Here is a 15468-nt window from a genome sequence, read left to right on the forward strand (position 1 = left end):
AGGTCACCCCTGCGAGTACGCCGATGGCCAGGCCAGAGGTCACCAGGACTATCCGTTGCCTACGCGTCATGCCTCCATCATGACTGCGGAGACGCGCTTATGTATGCCCTTCGAGGCATGACAACAGGCTCCATGCGTCAGCTGGTTCACTCAGTGTGACCACAACATGCTCGGTGGGGGATGGTCCAGGATGACTGTGACGCTCCTGCCCTCGTTTCGCAGTGGCCCGCTCGATACGGTCGTGGTCGGGTCTGGTGTACGCCGGGATGGTCACCCTTTGGCGTGCGCCGGTTGATCGCGCGCGACTAGGGGAGCTGGTACGGGCATGGCGGTTGACGTTGCTAGGTCGAAAGAGGGGTTCACGTCGACGGCGGCTACACGGGTGATGGTTGCCGCGTGCCGGGCTGCGGGGCTTGATGGCAGGGGCGCGGAGTTGATCCGGCTCGGGGAGAACGCGTTGTTCCGGCTGGCTTCGGTGCCGGTGGTCGTGCGTGTGGCTCGTGGGCGGGAGTGGTTGACCACGGCTCGTAAAGAGGTCGCTGTCTCGCGGTGGTTGGCGGGTGAGGGGTTTCCGGCTGCTCGGATCGTTGAGGATCTTGAGCAGCCGCTCGTGGTCGACGGTCACCCCGTGACCTTCTGGCATCTGATTGTTGAGGGGGACCGGAAGGCGACGTATGGGGAGCTGGGGGCCACCCTGCGGGATCTCCACGCTTTGAAGGTGCCGGACGGGCTTGAGCTGCCCTCGTTCGATCCCTTCGACAAACAAGAGCGCCGGCTCGACCGGGCCGTGATCCCGGAAGACGACAAGGTGTTCCTTCGGAAGCGCTGGCGCGAACTGCAAGACAAGTACGCCGAACTGCGCTTCGAGACGCCCAAGGGGCCGGTGCACGGGGACGCGCACGTGCAGAACCTCATGGTGGACGATCAGGGGCAGGTCATCCTGATCGACTTCGAAGCCTTCTGCTTCGATCATCCCGAGTGGGATCTCATGGTCACGGCCGTTGAACATCACAGCCTTGGGTGGCAGACCGATGAGCAGTACGCCGACTTCGTGACCGCGTACGGGCGTGACCTGTATGACTGGCCCGGGTACGAGACGCTGCGAGGGCTGCAAGAGTTCGGCATGACGACGTGGCTCATGCAGAACGTGCAGGAGGACGAGAGGACGGCGGCCGAGTACCGCCGGCGCATCGCTGGCCTGCGCAATGACGATGCTCCGCGCGACTGGCGGCCCTGGTAGCTGCTACTCGTCGTCGAGTCGGGCAAGTGCGTCCCGCACCTGGTCGTTGAAGGCGGCCACGATCGGGTTCGTCGCGTGGGCGCTCACCTCGGCCTGGAAGTCGGTGACGTAGCGCTGGAAACGGGTGGACTGAAGGGAGTCGCCGCCATCGACTGCGAGGCTCGCGGTGGTGACGGCGGCCTCCAACTCGTCGTTTAATAGCTGGCTCTGCGCAAGCACCATGCGGCAGAACCCGAGGGTTCGGGCGTACTTCGGGTCGGTGCTGTCCACGGCGCGTTGTGCCTGTTCGACTGTCTCTCGGCGCATCTTGAGGTCGCGGAAGCAGTGGCAGAGCTCGCCCATGAGTTCCGCGGCGTCGAAGTAGGCGAGCCATACGGGGTCTTCGGCTGTGTCGGCGTGCTCGAAGTGGCGTTCTGCCTCGTTCATCGCGCGGCCAGCCGCGATGCGGTCGCCTGCGTTGGACAGGGCGCGGGCCTCCATCGCCGAGTAGTTCGCCATGGCGCGCGGAGTGGCGCGGCCCTTGGCTCCCTCTACCGCGGCTCGGGCCAGTTGGATTGCCTGGGGGTGGCGACCGAGGTAGTTGGCCTGGTGGCTGAGGTTGCCGAGGATGCGGGCGCCGAACATGCGGTCGTCGATGACCTGGGTCAGGCGCAGAGTGGAGGTCAGGTAACGGTGGGCGAGCCGGTGGTTTCCGGTGTCGTACGCGGTCCATGCGAGCAGCTGCGAGACCTCTGCAGCGGCGCTGAATAGCGCGGTTCCCGTCTTCTCGCTGTAGCTGGCATCCAGCAGGGGCAGGACCTCGTGGCGAAAGTAGTGGCGTAAGGCTTTGTGCCCCTGGCCTCCGCCGTACTTGAAGTCGAGTTGCATGAACATGCTGGCGGCGTCCCTAATGGCGCGGACATCGCGCATGCCGACTCGTTGGTGTGCGGGTCGGTCGGCCTGGATGCCGTCTGGGCGCGCGATCATCCATGACAGGACCGCCGAGCTGAGATCGCCGTCTGCGACGGTCAGCTGATCGGCGGCCGGGGCTTCGGCGCGCTCATCGGCAAGGCCTCCGAGCATGGAGAGCGCCTCTGGCACTGTGCTGGGGTATCCGACCGGCTGAGGGGTGGCCGGCCGTGCAAGGTCGAAGAAGCCGAGATCGCTCGGCGTGATGGGTCGGCCCAGTTTGCCGCCAAGGACATCAGCCATGATCGCTGCTGCCTGCGGCTGGATGCCTGAACCCTCGCGCCATCGCTTCACGGAAACGTGTGTAGTTCCGAGGCTCACTCCGCGTTGTGCGGCGGCGTCCTGCATCCGCTTCGCCAGACCCTTGTTCGAGACCTTGACCTCGTCCATGACGGCGATCAACTGCGCGTTCGGCTCTCGGTTCATGCTCCCCTGCCAACCCGAGAATGACGGCGAGTGTTCATCGTGTCACAGCAGTCTCTCGCTGGGGGGTTCATTAGTGAACCCCCTTTGCGTTTGCCGGTGTTCACGTGAACCCCCTGGTGAACGCTCCCGGTCAGGGGCCTTTCGCCGTGTACTGGCTTGCGTGCAGCAAGCGGTGTCGGCAGAGCCGTCGAAGGCTCGGAAGGGGACACGATGGATGCAGGGAAAGCCAAGCGCCTGTCGAGCGAGTTGGACGCGTACGTCCACTGGTTCGTGGCGCCGAACCCGTCCTCCGCTGGACACTTCCTGACGCTGACGCTCTTTGCCGAGTGCGGCAACTCGGCACGTGTCGCGCGGGATCAGACGGCCGAGTTCCTTCGGGGCGCGGGCGCCTGTGACGTGGTGGACGATGCCCGGTTGGTCGTCTCAGAGCTGGTCGGAAACGTGGTGAACCACGCGGTGCCGGATCGGGATCTGGCTCGGCCGGGTGGCTGTCGGCGCATCGACGTGATCGTCAAGGTGTGGCCGAAGTGGCTGTTCATCGGCGTTGCCGATGAGGACTCGACGCCTCCCCTGCTCCCGGTGGGCGAGATCTTCTCGCCGGGCCTGGTGGCGGAACTGTCCGAGGCGGTGTTGCCGGACAGCGGGCGTGGGCTGCTCATCGCTCAGCGACTGGCCACGGCCGTGTGGTGGACGCCGGGGGACGGTGGCGGCAAGACGGTCTGGTGCCGCTTCGATCTGGACGGCGGGGCTGAGCACAGACCGCGCTGATGATCTCCGATCCGCCGCCTGCGGTTCTCCCTCGCGATCGGGAGCAGGCGGCGGACCGGACACCGATCGGAGCTCGACCTACTCCGGTCACCGGGCGCGGCCCCTCGGGTCGCGGGAGCTCCCCTCTCGGCTGGGGGCCGCGCCTCACAACCACATACCGAGACCGGGCCACCCCATCAGCCCTGGAAAGCGAAGGGTGGCCCGGCTGGGAACACGGCGGTTCCCGGTGCCTGATGGTACCGGGGCCGTCGTGCTGCTCGTCTGCCCTGGGACAAACAGAGTTGATGATCCGTTACCTAGATCAGGGCAGAGGTGGGCAAGGTGACTGGCTCGGGTGAGAGCTGGCTGAGTGATGGCCTCGATGACGCGATGGGCGTCGACCACGGCTTGTGGGTGCGGGGGGTCGACTACGTGGGGGGCTGGCGGGAGGCTCGGGAGGTTGCCGACCAGTTGAACCGAGCGCTGCTCGGTGCGGGCTTTGAGTTGTCCGCCGTGCGGGCGGTCGCCTCGACGGGTGAGGGCGGGCGCGGGCTCGTGCGGCTGGCGGGTTGGCCGGAGGCGGTGGAGCGGCTTGCCGGGCTCCTGGAGGGGCTCGCCGGCGGTGGCGGCGGTGCGGCGTGAGGGGCGTGTTCGCTGGTGACCGCGGTTCGTGGGCACGTCGTCGGCTGGAGAGACTTTGGGCAGTAGCTGCCATGGGGCGAGTGAACAGGGGGCCTTACGCTGGCCCGGCGAATCGGGCAGGTACTGGACCTGCCCGCGGTTGTGCCCGATGGGCCCCCTGTTCTTCGAGGCTCGCCCCATGGGAGCTGCGTAAAGTCTCGGAGGCCGGCGACCCTCAGCCACCCACGCCCCGGGGTGCGACGGCCGGTCCACGCCTCGACTTCTCTGGCTGGCTGTGGCGTGGGGCGTCCGGTGACCGGACGGGACCGGCGTCCACGCCGCACGCCCGGCCGGGGCGGCCGGGCGGCCCGGCGCGCCGCAGGCGCGCCCTTGAGGAAGTGAAGGCGGTTTCGACCGATGCCGGTTGCCGGTCAGGTGCGGGTGCATCGGGCGGGCTGTTTGTCGGCGGTGATCCGGTAGGCGAGTTCGGCACGGTCCGCGCCGATGCGCAGCTCTTCGAGGATCAGGGGGCGGTCGTCGGTGCCGTGGGTGACGCGGGCCATGTGCAGGATCGGGGTCGCGTCGGGGAGCTGGAGCGTGGTGCGCTCGTCCGGCAGCGGCATGCGGGCGCGTACCGTCTCGGTCCACGACAGCTTGTGTCCGGCCTGGGTGAGTACCCAGTAGATCGCTGCCGGAGGCTTGCACGGCTCCTTGCCGAGCAGCGGGACGGCCTCGGCGATCTCGAAGGGGATCAGTGTGCGGTGCATGGCGCGCGTCCCGGTGCTGGGGTCGGTGAGCAGTCGGTCGCAGCCGAACAGTGCTTCTTCCTCGCCGAGTTGAAGCAGTCGGCCGGTGTCCTTGGCGGTGTGGGTGCGGTAGGTGTTCGGCTCCTCGGTCTCCTGCCATACGTCGCCGTTGGGCATGACGAACTTGCCTTCGGTGGTGCGGCTGATGCGCCGCTCCAGGGTCAGGGCCGGTTGGCCGTCGGAGCGTACGAAGCTGCCCTTGCCGTGCCGGACATCGATCAGCCCTTCGGCCCTCAGTGCGGCGATGGCGTTGCGGACCGTGGGGCGGGAGACGCCGTAGCGGGCCATGAGTTGGGCCTCGGACGGAAGCAGGGAGTCGGGGGCGAACTCGCCCGTGAGGATTGCTTCCCTGATCGCTGCGGCCACCTGCTGGTAGAGGGCTCCGGGGCGCTGGATCTCGGTCATCTCGGCTTCTCCGGGTGAGGTCGTAGGCACGTCGCACGCGCGACATCACTCGTCAGCATAAGTAGTTGCATCCCTGTCGTACAGGACTCCATAGTCGTAACTCGTAAGGACAAGTGACGTCAGTACATCGCTGACGTCCCGACTGGCCAGGGAGGCCAAAGAAATGCAGTCCATTCCCGTGGACACGGCGCGGCTGGGCGTACTGCGGTGCGCCATCGCGCCCGAAGTGAAGATCAGCAACCCCGAGACACAGGAGGTGAAGAAGGACCGGGACGGCAACCCCGTCTACACCGTCGCGGTCACCGTGCGGCAGGACCGGCGGCGGATCTCCGTCATCGAGATCGCCGTGACCGGTGAGCCGAAGGGCATCGAGGAAGGGCAGATCGTCAAGGTCACCGGGCTGACGGCGTTCGTCTGGTCGATGGGCGAGCGGCATGGCGTCAGCTTCCGCGCCGATGCCATCACGCCCGTGCCCGGCGCGACGGCGCATGCCAAGGGCGGTGGCGCCTGATGGGACCGATCCTGCTCGCCTTCGCCCTGGCCGTGCTGGCCTGGGTGCTCGTCGTCGGTGACCTGGTGCGCCGGCGCCGTCCGGCCTGGCACTGGTACCTGGTGGGCTACCCGGCTGCCGCGTGCCGGGTGGTGTTCACCTGGCGCAAGGTCGCCATGCTCAACGACCTCGCCGTCTCCCGCCGCCCGCCGCGCGGACTACTCGGGGACCTGGTGGTCAAGGGCGATCCACTGCGGCCGGTGGCTCCGCGGGTCTCCTTCCCGCGCGCCACCCGCATGGGCCTGACCGTGATCGTGCGGCTGCACGCGGGGCAGACCCCGGCGACGTACCTGAAGGCGGCGGACGCGTTCGTGCACGCGTGGAAGGTGCACGCCGTGCGGGTCACCTCGCCGGAACGCGGACTCGTCCTGCTGACGGCGACGGCCACGGATCCGCTGCAGCGGCCTGGCTTAGCCACGGCTCCGGCCGAACTCCTCTCCGCGCTGATAGGCGTGCTGGAGTCCGGCGGGGCGTGGGTGATGAACCTGCGGCTCGTGCCGCACTGGCTTATCGCCGGGGCCACCCGCTCGGGCAAATCCACGCTGCTGGCCCGGCTGATCACCCAGCTCGCTGGCCAGCCGGTGGCCCTGGTCGGCATCGACTGCAAGGGCGGCATGGAACTCGGCCTGTTCGCCGGACGGCTCAGCGCGCTGGCGACCTGCCGCAGGGAAGCGGTCGCCGTGCTCTCCGCGCTGGTGGTCGACATGCAGGACCGGATGAGCGCCTGCCGGTCCGCCGGTGTCCGCTCGATCTGGGAGCTGCCCGAGAAACTGCGGCCGGTGCCGGTCGTCGTGATCGTCGACGAGATCGCGGAACTGTACTTGTCCGACGGCACCCGCGAGAGCAAGGCGGAAGCAGACCAGTGCTCCACGCTGCTGCTCAGGCTGGCCCAGCTCGGGGCCGCGCTCGGCCTGCACCTGGTCGTCGCCGGCCAACGCGTCGGCTCCGACCTCGGCCCCGGCGTCACCGCCCTGCGGGCCCAGCTCGGCGGCCGTATCTGCCACCGCGTCAACGACCCCAGCACCGCCGAGATGACCCTCGGCGACCTGAACAAGGACGCCGTGGCCGTCGCCCAGTCGATCACGGCGAAGGAACGTGGGGTGGCCGTGTGCACCGGGCCGGACGGCGGCTGGAGCCGCGCCCGATCCCACCTCACCCCGACGCAAGAGGCCGTGGCGGCCGCGAGGAAGTACGCCGCGACCACTCCCGAACTGCCCGGCCTGACAAGGGCCCTTGAGGCGCTGGAAGGAGACGAGAAGTGATCGGCGAAGGTACGGCGTTCACGTTCGCGGTGATCTTCGGGATCATCACCGTCCTCCTCGTCCGCTCCCGCGACGTCCGCGCCTGGGAAGCGGTCTGCGTCGGCCTCTTCGGCCTCTACCTCGGCCAGACCCCCGTGGTCTTCACGATCCACGGCCTCGTCACCTGGCTGATCAACGGCTTTTCCCACCCTTGAGCTGAAAGGACAGAACCGCATGCCCATGCCCCGCGTGAGGTGCCCCCAGTGCAAGGGCGACGGAGCCCGCAAGACCTGGACCGGACGGCAGCGGCGCTGCCGCGTCTGCCGCGGAACCGGAACCATCCGCTGACTTCGCACCCCATCCGACCCGCAACGGAGGCGATCCCCATGACCCACAGCGCACTACCCACCACCCTCCCGGCCGCTACGGCGGCCCACCCCGGAAGGTCACCACCATCACCCCGCAGATCACCCCGGCTGACCGGCGCGCCGCCCTCGACCGCGCGGCGCGCCTGCGTCAGCTCCCCGAAGCAGACCGCGACGCCATCCGCCTCGCCCAAGACCCCAAGTTCGCCCGCTGGCTGGAGCAGATCACCGCCACCGGCGGCTGTGCCCACCCAGTCCACCTCACCGGCTCGACCACCACTCTGGACGGTGCGACTGGCGAGATCCTCCACCACTACGACACCCGCACCGAGCCCGGTGAACGGCTCCTCGTCCGCTGCCGCAACCGACGCGCCACCGTCTGCCCGGCCTGCTCCCGCCTCCACGCCGGAGACACCTACCACCTCGTCCGCGCCGGCCTCCTCGGCGGCAAGAACATCCCCGCCACCGTGCGCAACCGCCCCTGCCTCTTCGTCACCCTCACCGCCCCGTCCTTCGGCCCCGTCCACCGGGCTGGGGAGCTGTGCCGTCCCCGTCGCGACGGCGGTACTTGCGAACACGGATGCTCCCTCGGCTGCGGCGCCGTCCACGCACCGGACGCACCCGCCGTCGGCCAACCCCTCTGTCCCGGCTGCTACGACTACACGGCGCATGTGCTCTGGCACGCACACGCATCCAAACTGTGGGACCGGTTCGTCATCGACGTCCGGCGGCGCCTCGCCTCATCCGTCGGCCTCGTACAGTCCCACTTCGCCAAACATGCCCGGCTGTCCTTCGCCCGCGTCGCGGAGTATCAGAAGCGGGCGGCTGTCCACGTGCACGCCGTCGTCCGCCTCGACGGACCGAACGGACCTGACGAGGAACCCCCGTCCTGGGCCACTCCAGACCTGCTCATCGACGCCGTGTGCGCCTCCGCCCGGCGGGTCGTGGTCCGCACCCCCTACAGCCCGGCCGTAGGCGAGCTGGCCTTGCGCTGGGGCGCTCAGGTCGACGCCCGGCCACTACGCGCCGACGGCGACGGACCCGACGATGACGCGGTCGCCGCATACGTGGCCAAGTACGTGACCAAGGGTGCAAGTGAGACAGGTGCCGGCCTCGACCACGCGCTCTCGACCTGGGGCGACATCGAGTTGGCGCCCGTGAGTGGACACGTCCGTGCCCTCATGCGCCGATGCTGGCGCCTGGGCAGCCTGCCCGAGTACGCACCGCTCCGGCTCCGGGCCTGGGCTCACACCCTCGGCTACCGGGGCCACATCCTCACCAAATCCCGCGCCTACTCGACTACCTACGCGGCACTCCGCGCCGAACGCGCCCACCACATGGGTCACGCCGACGTGCCCGACGTGGTCACCGAAGGGCACTGGCGTTACGTCGGTTCCGGACACACCTCCGGCGCCGCACTTATCGCCGCCGGAATTGCCGACGACCTTGCTCAGTTGCACGAAGTTATCCGAGAAGAGCGGTCGGCTGCACTGGGGGAGGCGGACCGCTGACGGCGAGACGTGAGAGGACAGAAGCCGCAGGATGGGAGTGGGCCAGAGAGCACGCGCGCAAGGCTCCCAAGTGGTCGGATGCCCGATGGCGGCAAGTGAACGCGATCCTTGGTCTTGAGGTGAGAACGACTCGGGCCCGTTCCGGCAAGCGCATGCCGTAACGGGCCCGATGATGGGAATTCTTGAAAATCACCAGGTTCGCTCTTCGTTACCCAGACAGTTGCGCGATCAACCAGAGGTGCCTCTGCGGGCGATCCGGTACAGCACACACTGGCGAAGCGGTCCCTCGGGCACGCTTGGATCCTCGAAGTCGTCGGCCGGATCCCGGGTCATGCCGATCCGGCGCATTACAGCCTGGGAGCGAAGGTTGTTGACTGTCGTCGACGCAACCACTTCCGGCAGTCCGAGGGTCTCGAAGCCGAATGCCAGGCAGGCTAGGGCAGCCTCGGTGGCGTAACCGTGACCCCATGCCGAACGCTTCAACCGCCAACCAATATCCACCCCCGCGAACGGCATGTCCTCGCCCACCTCGTCGAAGCCGGCACGGCCGATGAACTCACCAGTCTCCCGTGCTTCGAGCGCCCACCACCCAAAGCCTCGCTCGTCGAACTCGGCCTGCATGAGTGCCACCGCGGCATCGCTTCGCTCCCGTGTGAGCAGTTCCCCCAGGTGTTTTCGGACTTCGGGATCGGCATTCATAGCCGCCCACGGTTCGAGGTCGGACTCCCGCCACCGGCGGAGCAGAAGACGATCGGTTCGCAGCTCTGGCATGCCACCCAGCCAACCCGAACCAGATCAGGGTGTCGATCGGTTATGTCGAGCCCTGCCGTCTCGCCCATGCCATACCTGCTGCGATGGAGCCACTTCTCATCCGTGCGGTGGAGCCCAAAGAAGTGCTTTCAAACAGTCCGCTAGTCCTCGCCCCGGTAGATGGGCGTGAGTCGATTCCAGACCGGGCCACCGGGTCTGACCGCTGGACTGACCAGGACGGTCAGGAGTGTCTTTTCCACGTACGCGTGCTGCTCCACGAAGTCGAGATCGTCCCACACACGGCGTAGGTCGACCGGCTGTCCTGTCGCGCGCATTACACGGCGGCGCCACTCGTTACGCTCGTTCACTAATCGACGTTCCGTCGCCTCCGCCTTCGCCAGGAACGCGAAGAAGCGCTCTTTGCTGACGAGCCGCTGTTCGCGCTGCTCTGTCCAGTCGGCAATGTCTTCCCGGATTCGGGCAAGCTCTTCTTCGCCGCCCCACTCTTCGGGCACCGACGTGGCTTCCCGCTCCTGGGCCTCCTCCTCGTACTTGGCGATCACAAGCATCTTGAGCGCACGGTCGGTCTCCGGCCCGGAGACACGGATCCCGCCGCATCCGTAACCGCTCCGCTTGTCGGGGCAGGTGTAGTAGAAGAACCCTTCGGGCTTGTTCCGGCTCACTGGCGCCTTCATCGCGCGCAAGCGGCCTCCGCACCCGTTCTTGTCACACCGCAGAGTGCCTGTACCCAGGTACTTCCGGGCGTTGTACGCGTCGCCGGGCTCAGGGGACTTGCCGATGATTTCGGTGACGGCCTCCCAGTCGGCCACCGAGATGATCGGGTCCCACTGGCCCCTGACCGGTTCCCCGTCGTCATCGAGGACGGGCTCAACCCTCACGCTCTCGGTCCCAGTCTCCGGGTTGAACTCCCGAACCTTCCTTGAGCGGTAACCGCAGATCCGGGGGTTGCGGAGCACCTGTTTCACGGTCTCCTTGCTCCACCCGTTGCCCCGCGTCGTGGTGATGCCCTGCTTGTTCCAATCGGCTGCGATCGCCCTGGGGGACGCTCCGGTGAGAATGCGCGCGACGGCCTTACGGAGTACAGCGGCTTCCTTGGGATCAAGCTTCCGCTTGTCGTCCTTGTAGCCGAACGGGCGGGTGCTGCCCGTCGGGATTCCTGCCTGCTGCAACGCTTGGTGCTTGCTTCGAACGCGTCGGGCTGTGTCGGCGCTCGACTTGTTGGCCACGGTCACCAGCAGACGCGCGACCGTCCGGCCGTTGTCGGTGAGAAGGTCGAGGGTGCCGGTGATGTCGATGATCGGGCGGCGGAAGTTCTCCACCACCTCGATGGCGTCTTCAAGATGCCGGTTGTCGCGCGTCAGACGATCGATGTCGTAGACGATCAGGCCGTCCAGTCGCTGGCCGTCGGGCGTCGTTCCGCGCTTCAGATCTTCCAGCGCCCCCTCGAACACTGGGCGTATCACGCGGTAGGAGATCGTTCCGTCCGGCTGCCGCACCCTCTTGCGCTTCCACGCCGACGTGTCGGGTTCCTCGTACGTGTAGACGTGCCGGCCTCCGCGGCTCTCGACGAACCGGCGGGCGTCCTTCTCCTGCTCTTCCCGGCTCTTGATGTCCCGACCCGTGGCCGGACGCCACTTCGTGCCGTTGTCGGACACGCGATTCGGCTGCCTTCTGGCAGAGGACGCGGATAACTCCTCGTCCTCCGCTTCGAGGGAGAGCCGGACCAACGCCGCCCAGTTCTGTCCTTCCAGGTCACCCCAGTGCGCTCGCTGAACCAGGTCATCGGTCATGGCGCGAGGTTACTTCCGCCAATGCTCTGTTCGGTGGAGATACCGGCTCCGCTGAGGATGGCGACGAGGGGTTTGGTCATGGGGCCGAGGGTAGGGCGGAGGGGCGGCACGGGCGAACGGATATTCGCCCGGGGCCGGACGGGAGTCATCCGGTGGTCATCCGGGGCGGTGGCCGTTCTCCAGTTCCGCCGTGCCCGTGCCGTCGGTCAGGACGTCGAGGGCGGTCAGGACGCGGCGGCCCAGGGCGCCCGGGAGGTGGGCGGCGAGTTCGTCGCGGGCGACCAGGCGCCAGGACAGCAGTTCCTCCTCCTGGAGGCGGATCGCCTTGAGGTCGTCGTCGGTGAGGAACCCGCCGTCGTAGAGGTACGCCACCAGCGGCGGCCGTGCGGTGCCGGGCACCCAGTCCACGACGAGCAGCCGCCCCGGCTCGCGGTCGAGCCCGATCTCCTCCAGCGTCTCGCGGCGCGCGCCCTGGCGCGGAGTCTCCCCGTCGTCGGACTCGACGGTGCCGCCGGGCAGCGTCCACCCGTCCCGGTAGTTCGGCTCGACGAGAAGCACCTGGCCCTCCGCGTCACGGAAGACGCAGGCGGCAGCGGCGAGGACCCGGGGAAGGCCGGCGATGTACGTGGCGTAGTCCGCGGTGGTCATCCAAGAAGGGTAACGAGCCGCGTGGCGGCCGGTGCGACGCACCGTGTCGCCGGTCCCGCGCCCGGGGCACCGGGACCGGCGTCCGGCGTGGTCACATCCGGGCGGCGACCTTGCGGGCCAGCTCCTCCAGGCGCCGGTCGTTGTCGGCCCGGTCCGCCACCACGGTCATCGCGACCCAGGTGCCCGACGTGCGGAACAGGAGCCCGAACGTTCCGTGGTCCTTGTCGTCGTAGGCGGTCGCCTCGTCGCCGATGCCGGTGAGCGGCTTGCGGTCGGCTGCCCGGAGCATGTCGTCCATGAACTGCCGGGCCTCGTCCCCCTGGATGGTGGACGCGATCGGTACCCCCTCGTGGGTGTATCTGCAGCCGCCCGCGGTGTCCTCGCTCTTCTGCCCCTCGACGGACGTGCCTCCCAGCTCCTGGGCCTCCTGAAGGGAGATGAGCGCGCACGGGTCCGCCGGGGCCTTCTTCGACGGAGCGGAGGGGGCGGCTCCCCCCTGTGAGGCGGTCGCGGAAGGCGCGGAGCCGGCGGCGGGCGCCTTCTCGCCGGAGCCGCCGCAGCCGGCCAGGCCGAGGACCGCGAGCAGGGTTGTGGACAGCAGCGCCGAGCCTCGGCGCACACGGATGAGAGTCATGGTGTTCTCCTGGTTTCTGCCGACCGTCAGGGCTGATGGAGCCGTTGCCGGACCAGGATCCCGGCCCGCGGGGCGAGAGTCCGCGTGTGGTGCGGATTGGTGACCGCTGTGTGTCCATGTTGTGGAGAAGTGCGATGAGGGCGGACGGAACGCACCATGCCGTTGCAGGAGCGGGCGGGAAGCGGGTCCTGCGGGTGCGGTCCTGTCAGGCGTCGAGGCGGGCCAGACACAGGGTGCGCTCGGCGAGTTCGCCGATGCTGACGCCGTCGAAGCCGAAGACCGCGCTGCGGACCGTGTCCTCGAGGGGGTCCTTCCACTGGGCCGGGACGGCCGCCGCACCCGTCATGACGCCGGCCACCGAGCCGGCCGTCGCGCCGTTGGAGTCGGTGTCCAGGCCGCCGCGGACGGTCAGCGCGATGGTGCGGGTGAAGTCGCCCCCGCCGTAGAGCAGGCCGGACGTGATGACGGCGGCGTTCGGCACCGTGTGGATCCAGCCGAGACCGGCGGTCTCCTCCGCAAGCGTGTCGAGCGCGTCCTCCCAGGGCAGGCCGGCCTCGTGCAGGGCGAGGGCCCGGCGCACCGTGCGGGCCAGACGGCTGCCGGCCGGGATCACCGTGAGCGCGGTGTCGACGGCGGCGCGGACGGTGGGCGCGGTGAAGGCCGCCGCGATCAGTGCCGCCGCCCACATGGCGCCGTAGACGCCGTTGCCGGTGTGCGACAGCACCGCGTCGCGGCGGGCCAGCGAGGCGGCGCGGCGCGGGTCGCCGGGGCTGGTCCAGCCGTGGATGTCGGCGCGGATCAGGGCGCCGATCCACTCCTGGTACGGGTTGTCGTACGTGGCCGTCACGGGCGGCTTGAGCCCGTTCGCGAGATTGCGGTACGCGGCCCGCTCCGCGGTGAACGTCTGAAGGTACGGCAGGCGCCGCAGCCACAGCTCGCCGACCTGCTCCGTGGTGAAGCCGAAGCCGTGCGTCTCCAGGAGGTCGAGGCCCAGGATCGCGTAGTCGACGTCGTCGTCGCGGCAGCTGCCGTGGATGCGGCCGCGGACGCAGCTCCGCCACTCGGGGCGCAGCGGCGGGTCGTCGTCGCCGGCCGGCTCGGGCAGGTAGTCGGTCAGCGGCAGCGCGTCGGCGGCGCGCAGGTAGCGGTCGATGCGGTCGCGCGTCCACACGTCGCCCTGCTCCACCGGCTTGCCGAGCATGTTGCCGGCGATCCGGCCCAACCAGCCGCCGAGGATGCGGTCGGCGAGCGCTGGTCCGGTGTCCACGGCGGTGTCCACAGCGGTCATGGGAACCGGTCTACCGGATTCCGGGTGCGGCCGCTCGGGGTTCACGGGCACGCCCTCGGGGTTCACCAGCACGTCAGGGGCTTCTCAGGGTCCGGGCGGGGCATGACGGCGGGGGCGGTCGCCGGTTAAGGTCGCAGCGGCGCGACTGGCCCTGACGTGCGGGGCCCCGGAGAGCAAGGGGATGTCAAGGTGGCGGACGCTGCAGTGCGAGGCACCCGGAGTGTGCTGGTTGCCGCGGACAAGTTCAAGGGCTCGCTGACGGCCGTGCAGGTTGCCGAGCGCGTGACGGCCGGGCTGCGCCGGGTCGTGCCGGACGTGGAGGTGGAGGCGCTGCCCGTCGCCGACGGCGGCGACGGGACCGTGGACGCGGCGGTCGCGGCCGGGTTCGAGCGCCGGGAGGTACGGGTCGCGGGTCCCCTCGGGGACGAGGTGACGGCCGCGTTCGCGCTGCGCGGCGACACGGCGGTCGTGGAGATGGCCGAGGCCAGCGGGCTGCAGCGGCTGCCGGCCGGTGTGTTCGCGCCGCTCACGGCGTCCACGTACGGCTCCGGGGAGCTGCTGCGGGCCGCGCTGGACGCGGGGGCGCGCACGATCGTGTTCGGCGTCGGCGGGAGCGCGACGACGGACGGGGGCGCGGGGATGCTGGCCGCGCTCGGGGCGCGGTTCCTGGACGCGGACGGGGAGCCGATTCCGCCCGGTGGCGGGGGGCTGGCGGAACTCGTCCGGGCGGACCTGTCCGGGCTCGACCCGCGGCTCGCCGCGGTGGAGCTGGTGCTCGCGAGCGACGTCGACAATCCGCTGACCGGGCCGAAGGGCGCGCCGGCGGTCTACGGGCCGCAGAAGGGCGCCTCGGCGGAGGACGTGTCGACGCTGGACGCTGCGCTCGCACACTTCGCGAAGGTGCTGGAGGGAGTGGGCGGGGTCGGGAACCGGGCGGCCGAGTACGCGGCGTCGCCGGGGGCGGGTGCGGCGGGTGGTATCGGGTTCGGGGCGATGCTGCTCGGGGCGCGGTTCCGGGCGGGGATCGAGGTCATGCTCGATGTGCTGGGGTTCGCCCCCGCGCTGGAGCGGGCCTCGCTGGTGATCACCGGTGAGGGCTCTCTGGACGAGCAGACGCTGCACGGGAAGGCTCCGGCCGGGGTCGCGGCGGCGGCGCGGGCGGCGGGGAAGGATGTCGTCGCGGTCTGTGGGCGGCTGGCGCTGGAGCCGGAGGTTCTGGAGCGTGCGGGGATCCGGCGGGCGTATGCCCTGACCGAGGTCGAGCCGGACGTGGCCACGTGCATTGCGGATGCGGGGCGGATCCTTGAGCACGTGGCTGAGCAGATCGGGCGTGACTGTCTGGGGTGACGGGGCGGGGGCCCGCCCGGCTGGGTCGGTGTGACGGGGGCGTTCCCTGGGGCTCTGCCCCTGCGCCCTGCCGGGGCTGCGCCCTGCCGGGGCTGCGCCCCGGGTGCTTTGCTCGCCCGCCCGGCTCGGT

15 protein-coding genes are annotated in these 15468 nt (G+C 69.4%); 8 read left to right on the forward strand and 7 right to left on the reverse strand.

Going from position 1 to position 15468, the window contains the following annotated elements:
- The first annotated feature begins 325 nt into the window (after positions 1–325).
- Positions 326–1240, forward strand: coding sequence for an aminoglycoside phosphotransferase family protein (locus ACIQMV_RS10720; RefSeq protein WP_402592357.1), 915 nt, complete (start codon positions 326–328; stop codon positions 1238–1240).
- 3 nt (positions 1241–1243) lie between these two features.
- On the opposite strand, the gene ACIQMV_RS10725 is transcribed toward ACIQMV_RS10720, so the two are convergent.
- Positions 1244–2614, reverse strand: coding sequence for a sporulation protein (locus ACIQMV_RS10725; RefSeq protein ID WP_402592358.1), 1371 nt, complete (start codon positions 2612–2614; stop codon positions 1244–1246).
- A 210-nt stretch (positions 2615–2824) separates the two neighbouring features.
- Here ACIQMV_RS10725 and ACIQMV_RS10730 point away from each other — a divergent pair, with 210 nt between their 5' ends.
- Positions 2825–3382 carry an ATP-binding protein gene (locus ACIQMV_RS10730; protein WP_402592359.1) on the forward strand — a complete coding sequence of 186 codons (558 nt, stop codon included), beginning with the start codon at positions 2825–2827 and terminating at the stop codon, positions 3380–3382.
- Between the two features lie 321 nt (positions 3383–3703).
- A complete protein-coding gene (locus ACIQMV_RS10735; protein ID WP_402592465.1) occupies positions 3704–4003 on the forward strand; it encodes a hypothetical protein in 300 nt (99 codons plus the stop codon).
- Positions 4004–4413: 410 nt separating this feature from the next.
- On the opposite strand, the gene ACIQMV_RS10740 is transcribed toward ACIQMV_RS10735, so the two are convergent.
- Entirely contained in the window at positions 4414–5193 is a 780-nt protein-coding gene (locus ACIQMV_RS10740) for a GntR family transcriptional regulator (protein ID WP_402592360.1), read from the reverse strand.
- Between the two features lie 163 nt (positions 5194–5356).
- Between ACIQMV_RS10740 and ACIQMV_RS10745 the strand changes: the two genes are divergently transcribed.
- The 4 genes from ACIQMV_RS10745 (at position 5357) to ACIQMV_RS10760 (ending at position 8860) form a co-directional block, all read left to right on the forward strand.
- A complete protein-coding gene (locus ACIQMV_RS10745) occupies positions 5357–5704 on the forward strand; it encodes a hypothetical protein (RefSeq protein ID WP_402592361.1) in 348 nt (115 codons plus the stop codon).
- Positions 5704–7005 (forward strand): FtsK/SpoIIIE domain-containing protein, encoded by a 1302-nt coding sequence (locus tag ACIQMV_RS10750; RefSeq protein WP_402592362.1) that lies wholly within the window; start codon positions 5704–5706, stop codon positions 7003–7005. The genes ACIQMV_RS10745 and ACIQMV_RS10750 overlap by 1 nt, the downstream gene beginning before the upstream one ends.
- Positions 7002–7199, forward strand: coding sequence for a hypothetical protein (locus ACIQMV_RS10755; protein ID WP_361411960.1), 198 nt, complete (start codon positions 7002–7004; stop codon positions 7197–7199). The genes ACIQMV_RS10750 and ACIQMV_RS10755 overlap by 4 nt, the downstream gene beginning before the upstream one ends.
- A gap of 296 nt (positions 7200–7495) precedes the next feature.
- Positions 7496–8860: a replication initiator gene (locus tag ACIQMV_RS10760; protein ID WP_402592466.1), complete on the forward strand. Its 1365-nt coding sequence runs from the start codon at positions 7496–7498 to the stop codon at positions 8858–8860.
- 228 nt (positions 8861–9088) lie between these two features.
- Here the strand turns inward: ACIQMV_RS10760 and ACIQMV_RS10765 are convergent, their stop codons facing one another.
- The 5 genes from ACIQMV_RS10765 to ACIQMV_RS10785 all read right to left on the reverse strand — a co-directional run bounded on the left by ACIQMV_RS10765 (position 9089) and on the right by ACIQMV_RS10785 (position 13991).
- The gene (locus ACIQMV_RS10765) at positions 9089–9631 is read right to left on the reverse strand and encodes a GNAT family N-acetyltransferase (protein WP_402592363.1); all 543 of its coding nucleotides are present in this window, start codon (positions 9629–9631) and stop codon (positions 9089–9091) included.
- Positions 9632–9771: 140 nt separating this feature from the next.
- Complete coding sequence (locus ACIQMV_RS10770) at positions 9772–11421, reverse strand: recombinase family protein (RefSeq protein WP_402592364.1); 1650 nt, start codon at positions 11419–11421, stop codon at positions 9772–9774.
- 156 nt (positions 11422–11577) lie between these two features.
- A complete protein-coding gene (locus tag ACIQMV_RS10775) occupies positions 11578–12069 on the reverse strand; it encodes an NUDIX domain-containing protein (RefSeq protein ID WP_398227482.1) in 492 nt (163 codons plus the stop codon).
- Positions 12070–12160: 91 nt separating this feature from the next.
- A complete protein-coding gene (locus ACIQMV_RS10780) occupies positions 12161–12703 on the reverse strand; it encodes a DUF3558 family protein (RefSeq protein ID WP_141356816.1) in 543 nt (180 codons plus the stop codon).
- 205 nt (positions 12704–12908) lie between these two features.
- Positions 12909–13991 (reverse strand): ADP-ribosylglycohydrolase family protein, encoded by a 1083-nt coding sequence (locus tag ACIQMV_RS10785; RefSeq protein WP_402592365.1) that lies wholly within the window; start codon positions 13989–13991, stop codon positions 12909–12911.
- Positions 13992–14195: 204 nt separating this feature from the next.
- Here ACIQMV_RS10785 and ACIQMV_RS10790 point away from each other — a divergent pair, with 204 nt between their 5' ends.
- The gene (locus tag ACIQMV_RS10790) at positions 14196–15338 is read left to right on the forward strand and encodes a glycerate kinase (RefSeq protein WP_402592467.1); all 1143 of its coding nucleotides are present in this window, start codon (positions 14196–14198) and stop codon (positions 15336–15338) included.
- Positions 15339–15468: the final 130 nt, after the last annotated feature.

It is taken from the genome of Streptomyces sp. NPDC091412 (genome assembly GCF_044756885.1).
In the GTDB taxonomy this organism is placed as follows: Bacteria; Actinomycetota; Actinomycetes; order Streptomycetales; family Streptomycetaceae; genus Streptomyces.

Coding starts and splice junctions, on each gene's coding strand:
- ACIQMV_RS10765 (WP_402592363.1), bottom strand. CDS start 9,631: ATGCCAGAGCTGCGAACCGATCGTCTTCTGCTCCGCCGGTGGCGGGAG.
- ACIQMV_RS10740 (WP_402592360.1), bottom strand. CDS start 5,193: ATGACCGAGATCCAGCGCCCCGGAGCCCTCTACCAGCAGGTGGCCGCA.
- ACIQMV_RS10720 (WP_402592357.1), top strand. CDS start 326: ATGGCGGTTGACGTTGCTAGGTCGAAAGAGGGGTTCACGTCGACGGCG.
- ACIQMV_RS10775 (WP_398227482.1), bottom strand. CDS start 12,069: ATGACCACCGCGGACTACGCCACGTACATCGCCGGCCTTCCCCGGGTC.
- ACIQMV_RS10750 (WP_402592362.1), top strand. CDS start 5,704: ATGGGACCGATCCTGCTCGCCTTCGCCCTGGCCGTGCTGGCCTGGGTG.
- ACIQMV_RS10745 (WP_402592361.1), top strand. CDS start 5,357: ATGCAGTCCATTCCCGTGGACACGGCGCGGCTGGGCGTACTGCGGTGC.
- ACIQMV_RS10725 (WP_402592358.1), bottom strand. CDS start 2,614: ATGAACCGAGAGCCGAACGCGCAGTTGATCGCCGTCATGGACGAGGTC.
- ACIQMV_RS10730 (WP_402592359.1), top strand. CDS start 2,825: ATGGATGCAGGGAAAGCCAAGCGCCTGTCGAGCGAGTTGGACGCGTAC.
- ACIQMV_RS10785 (WP_402592365.1), bottom strand. CDS start 13,991: ATGACCGCTGTGGACACCGCCGTGGACACCGGACCAGCGCTCGCCGAC.
- ACIQMV_RS10780 (WP_141356816.1), bottom strand. CDS start 12,703: ATGACTCTCATCCGTGTGCGCCGAGGCTCGGCGCTGCTGTCCACAACC.
- ACIQMV_RS10770 (WP_402592364.1), bottom strand. CDS start 11,421: ATGACCGATGACCTGGTTCAGCGAGCGCACTGGGGTGACCTGGAAGGA.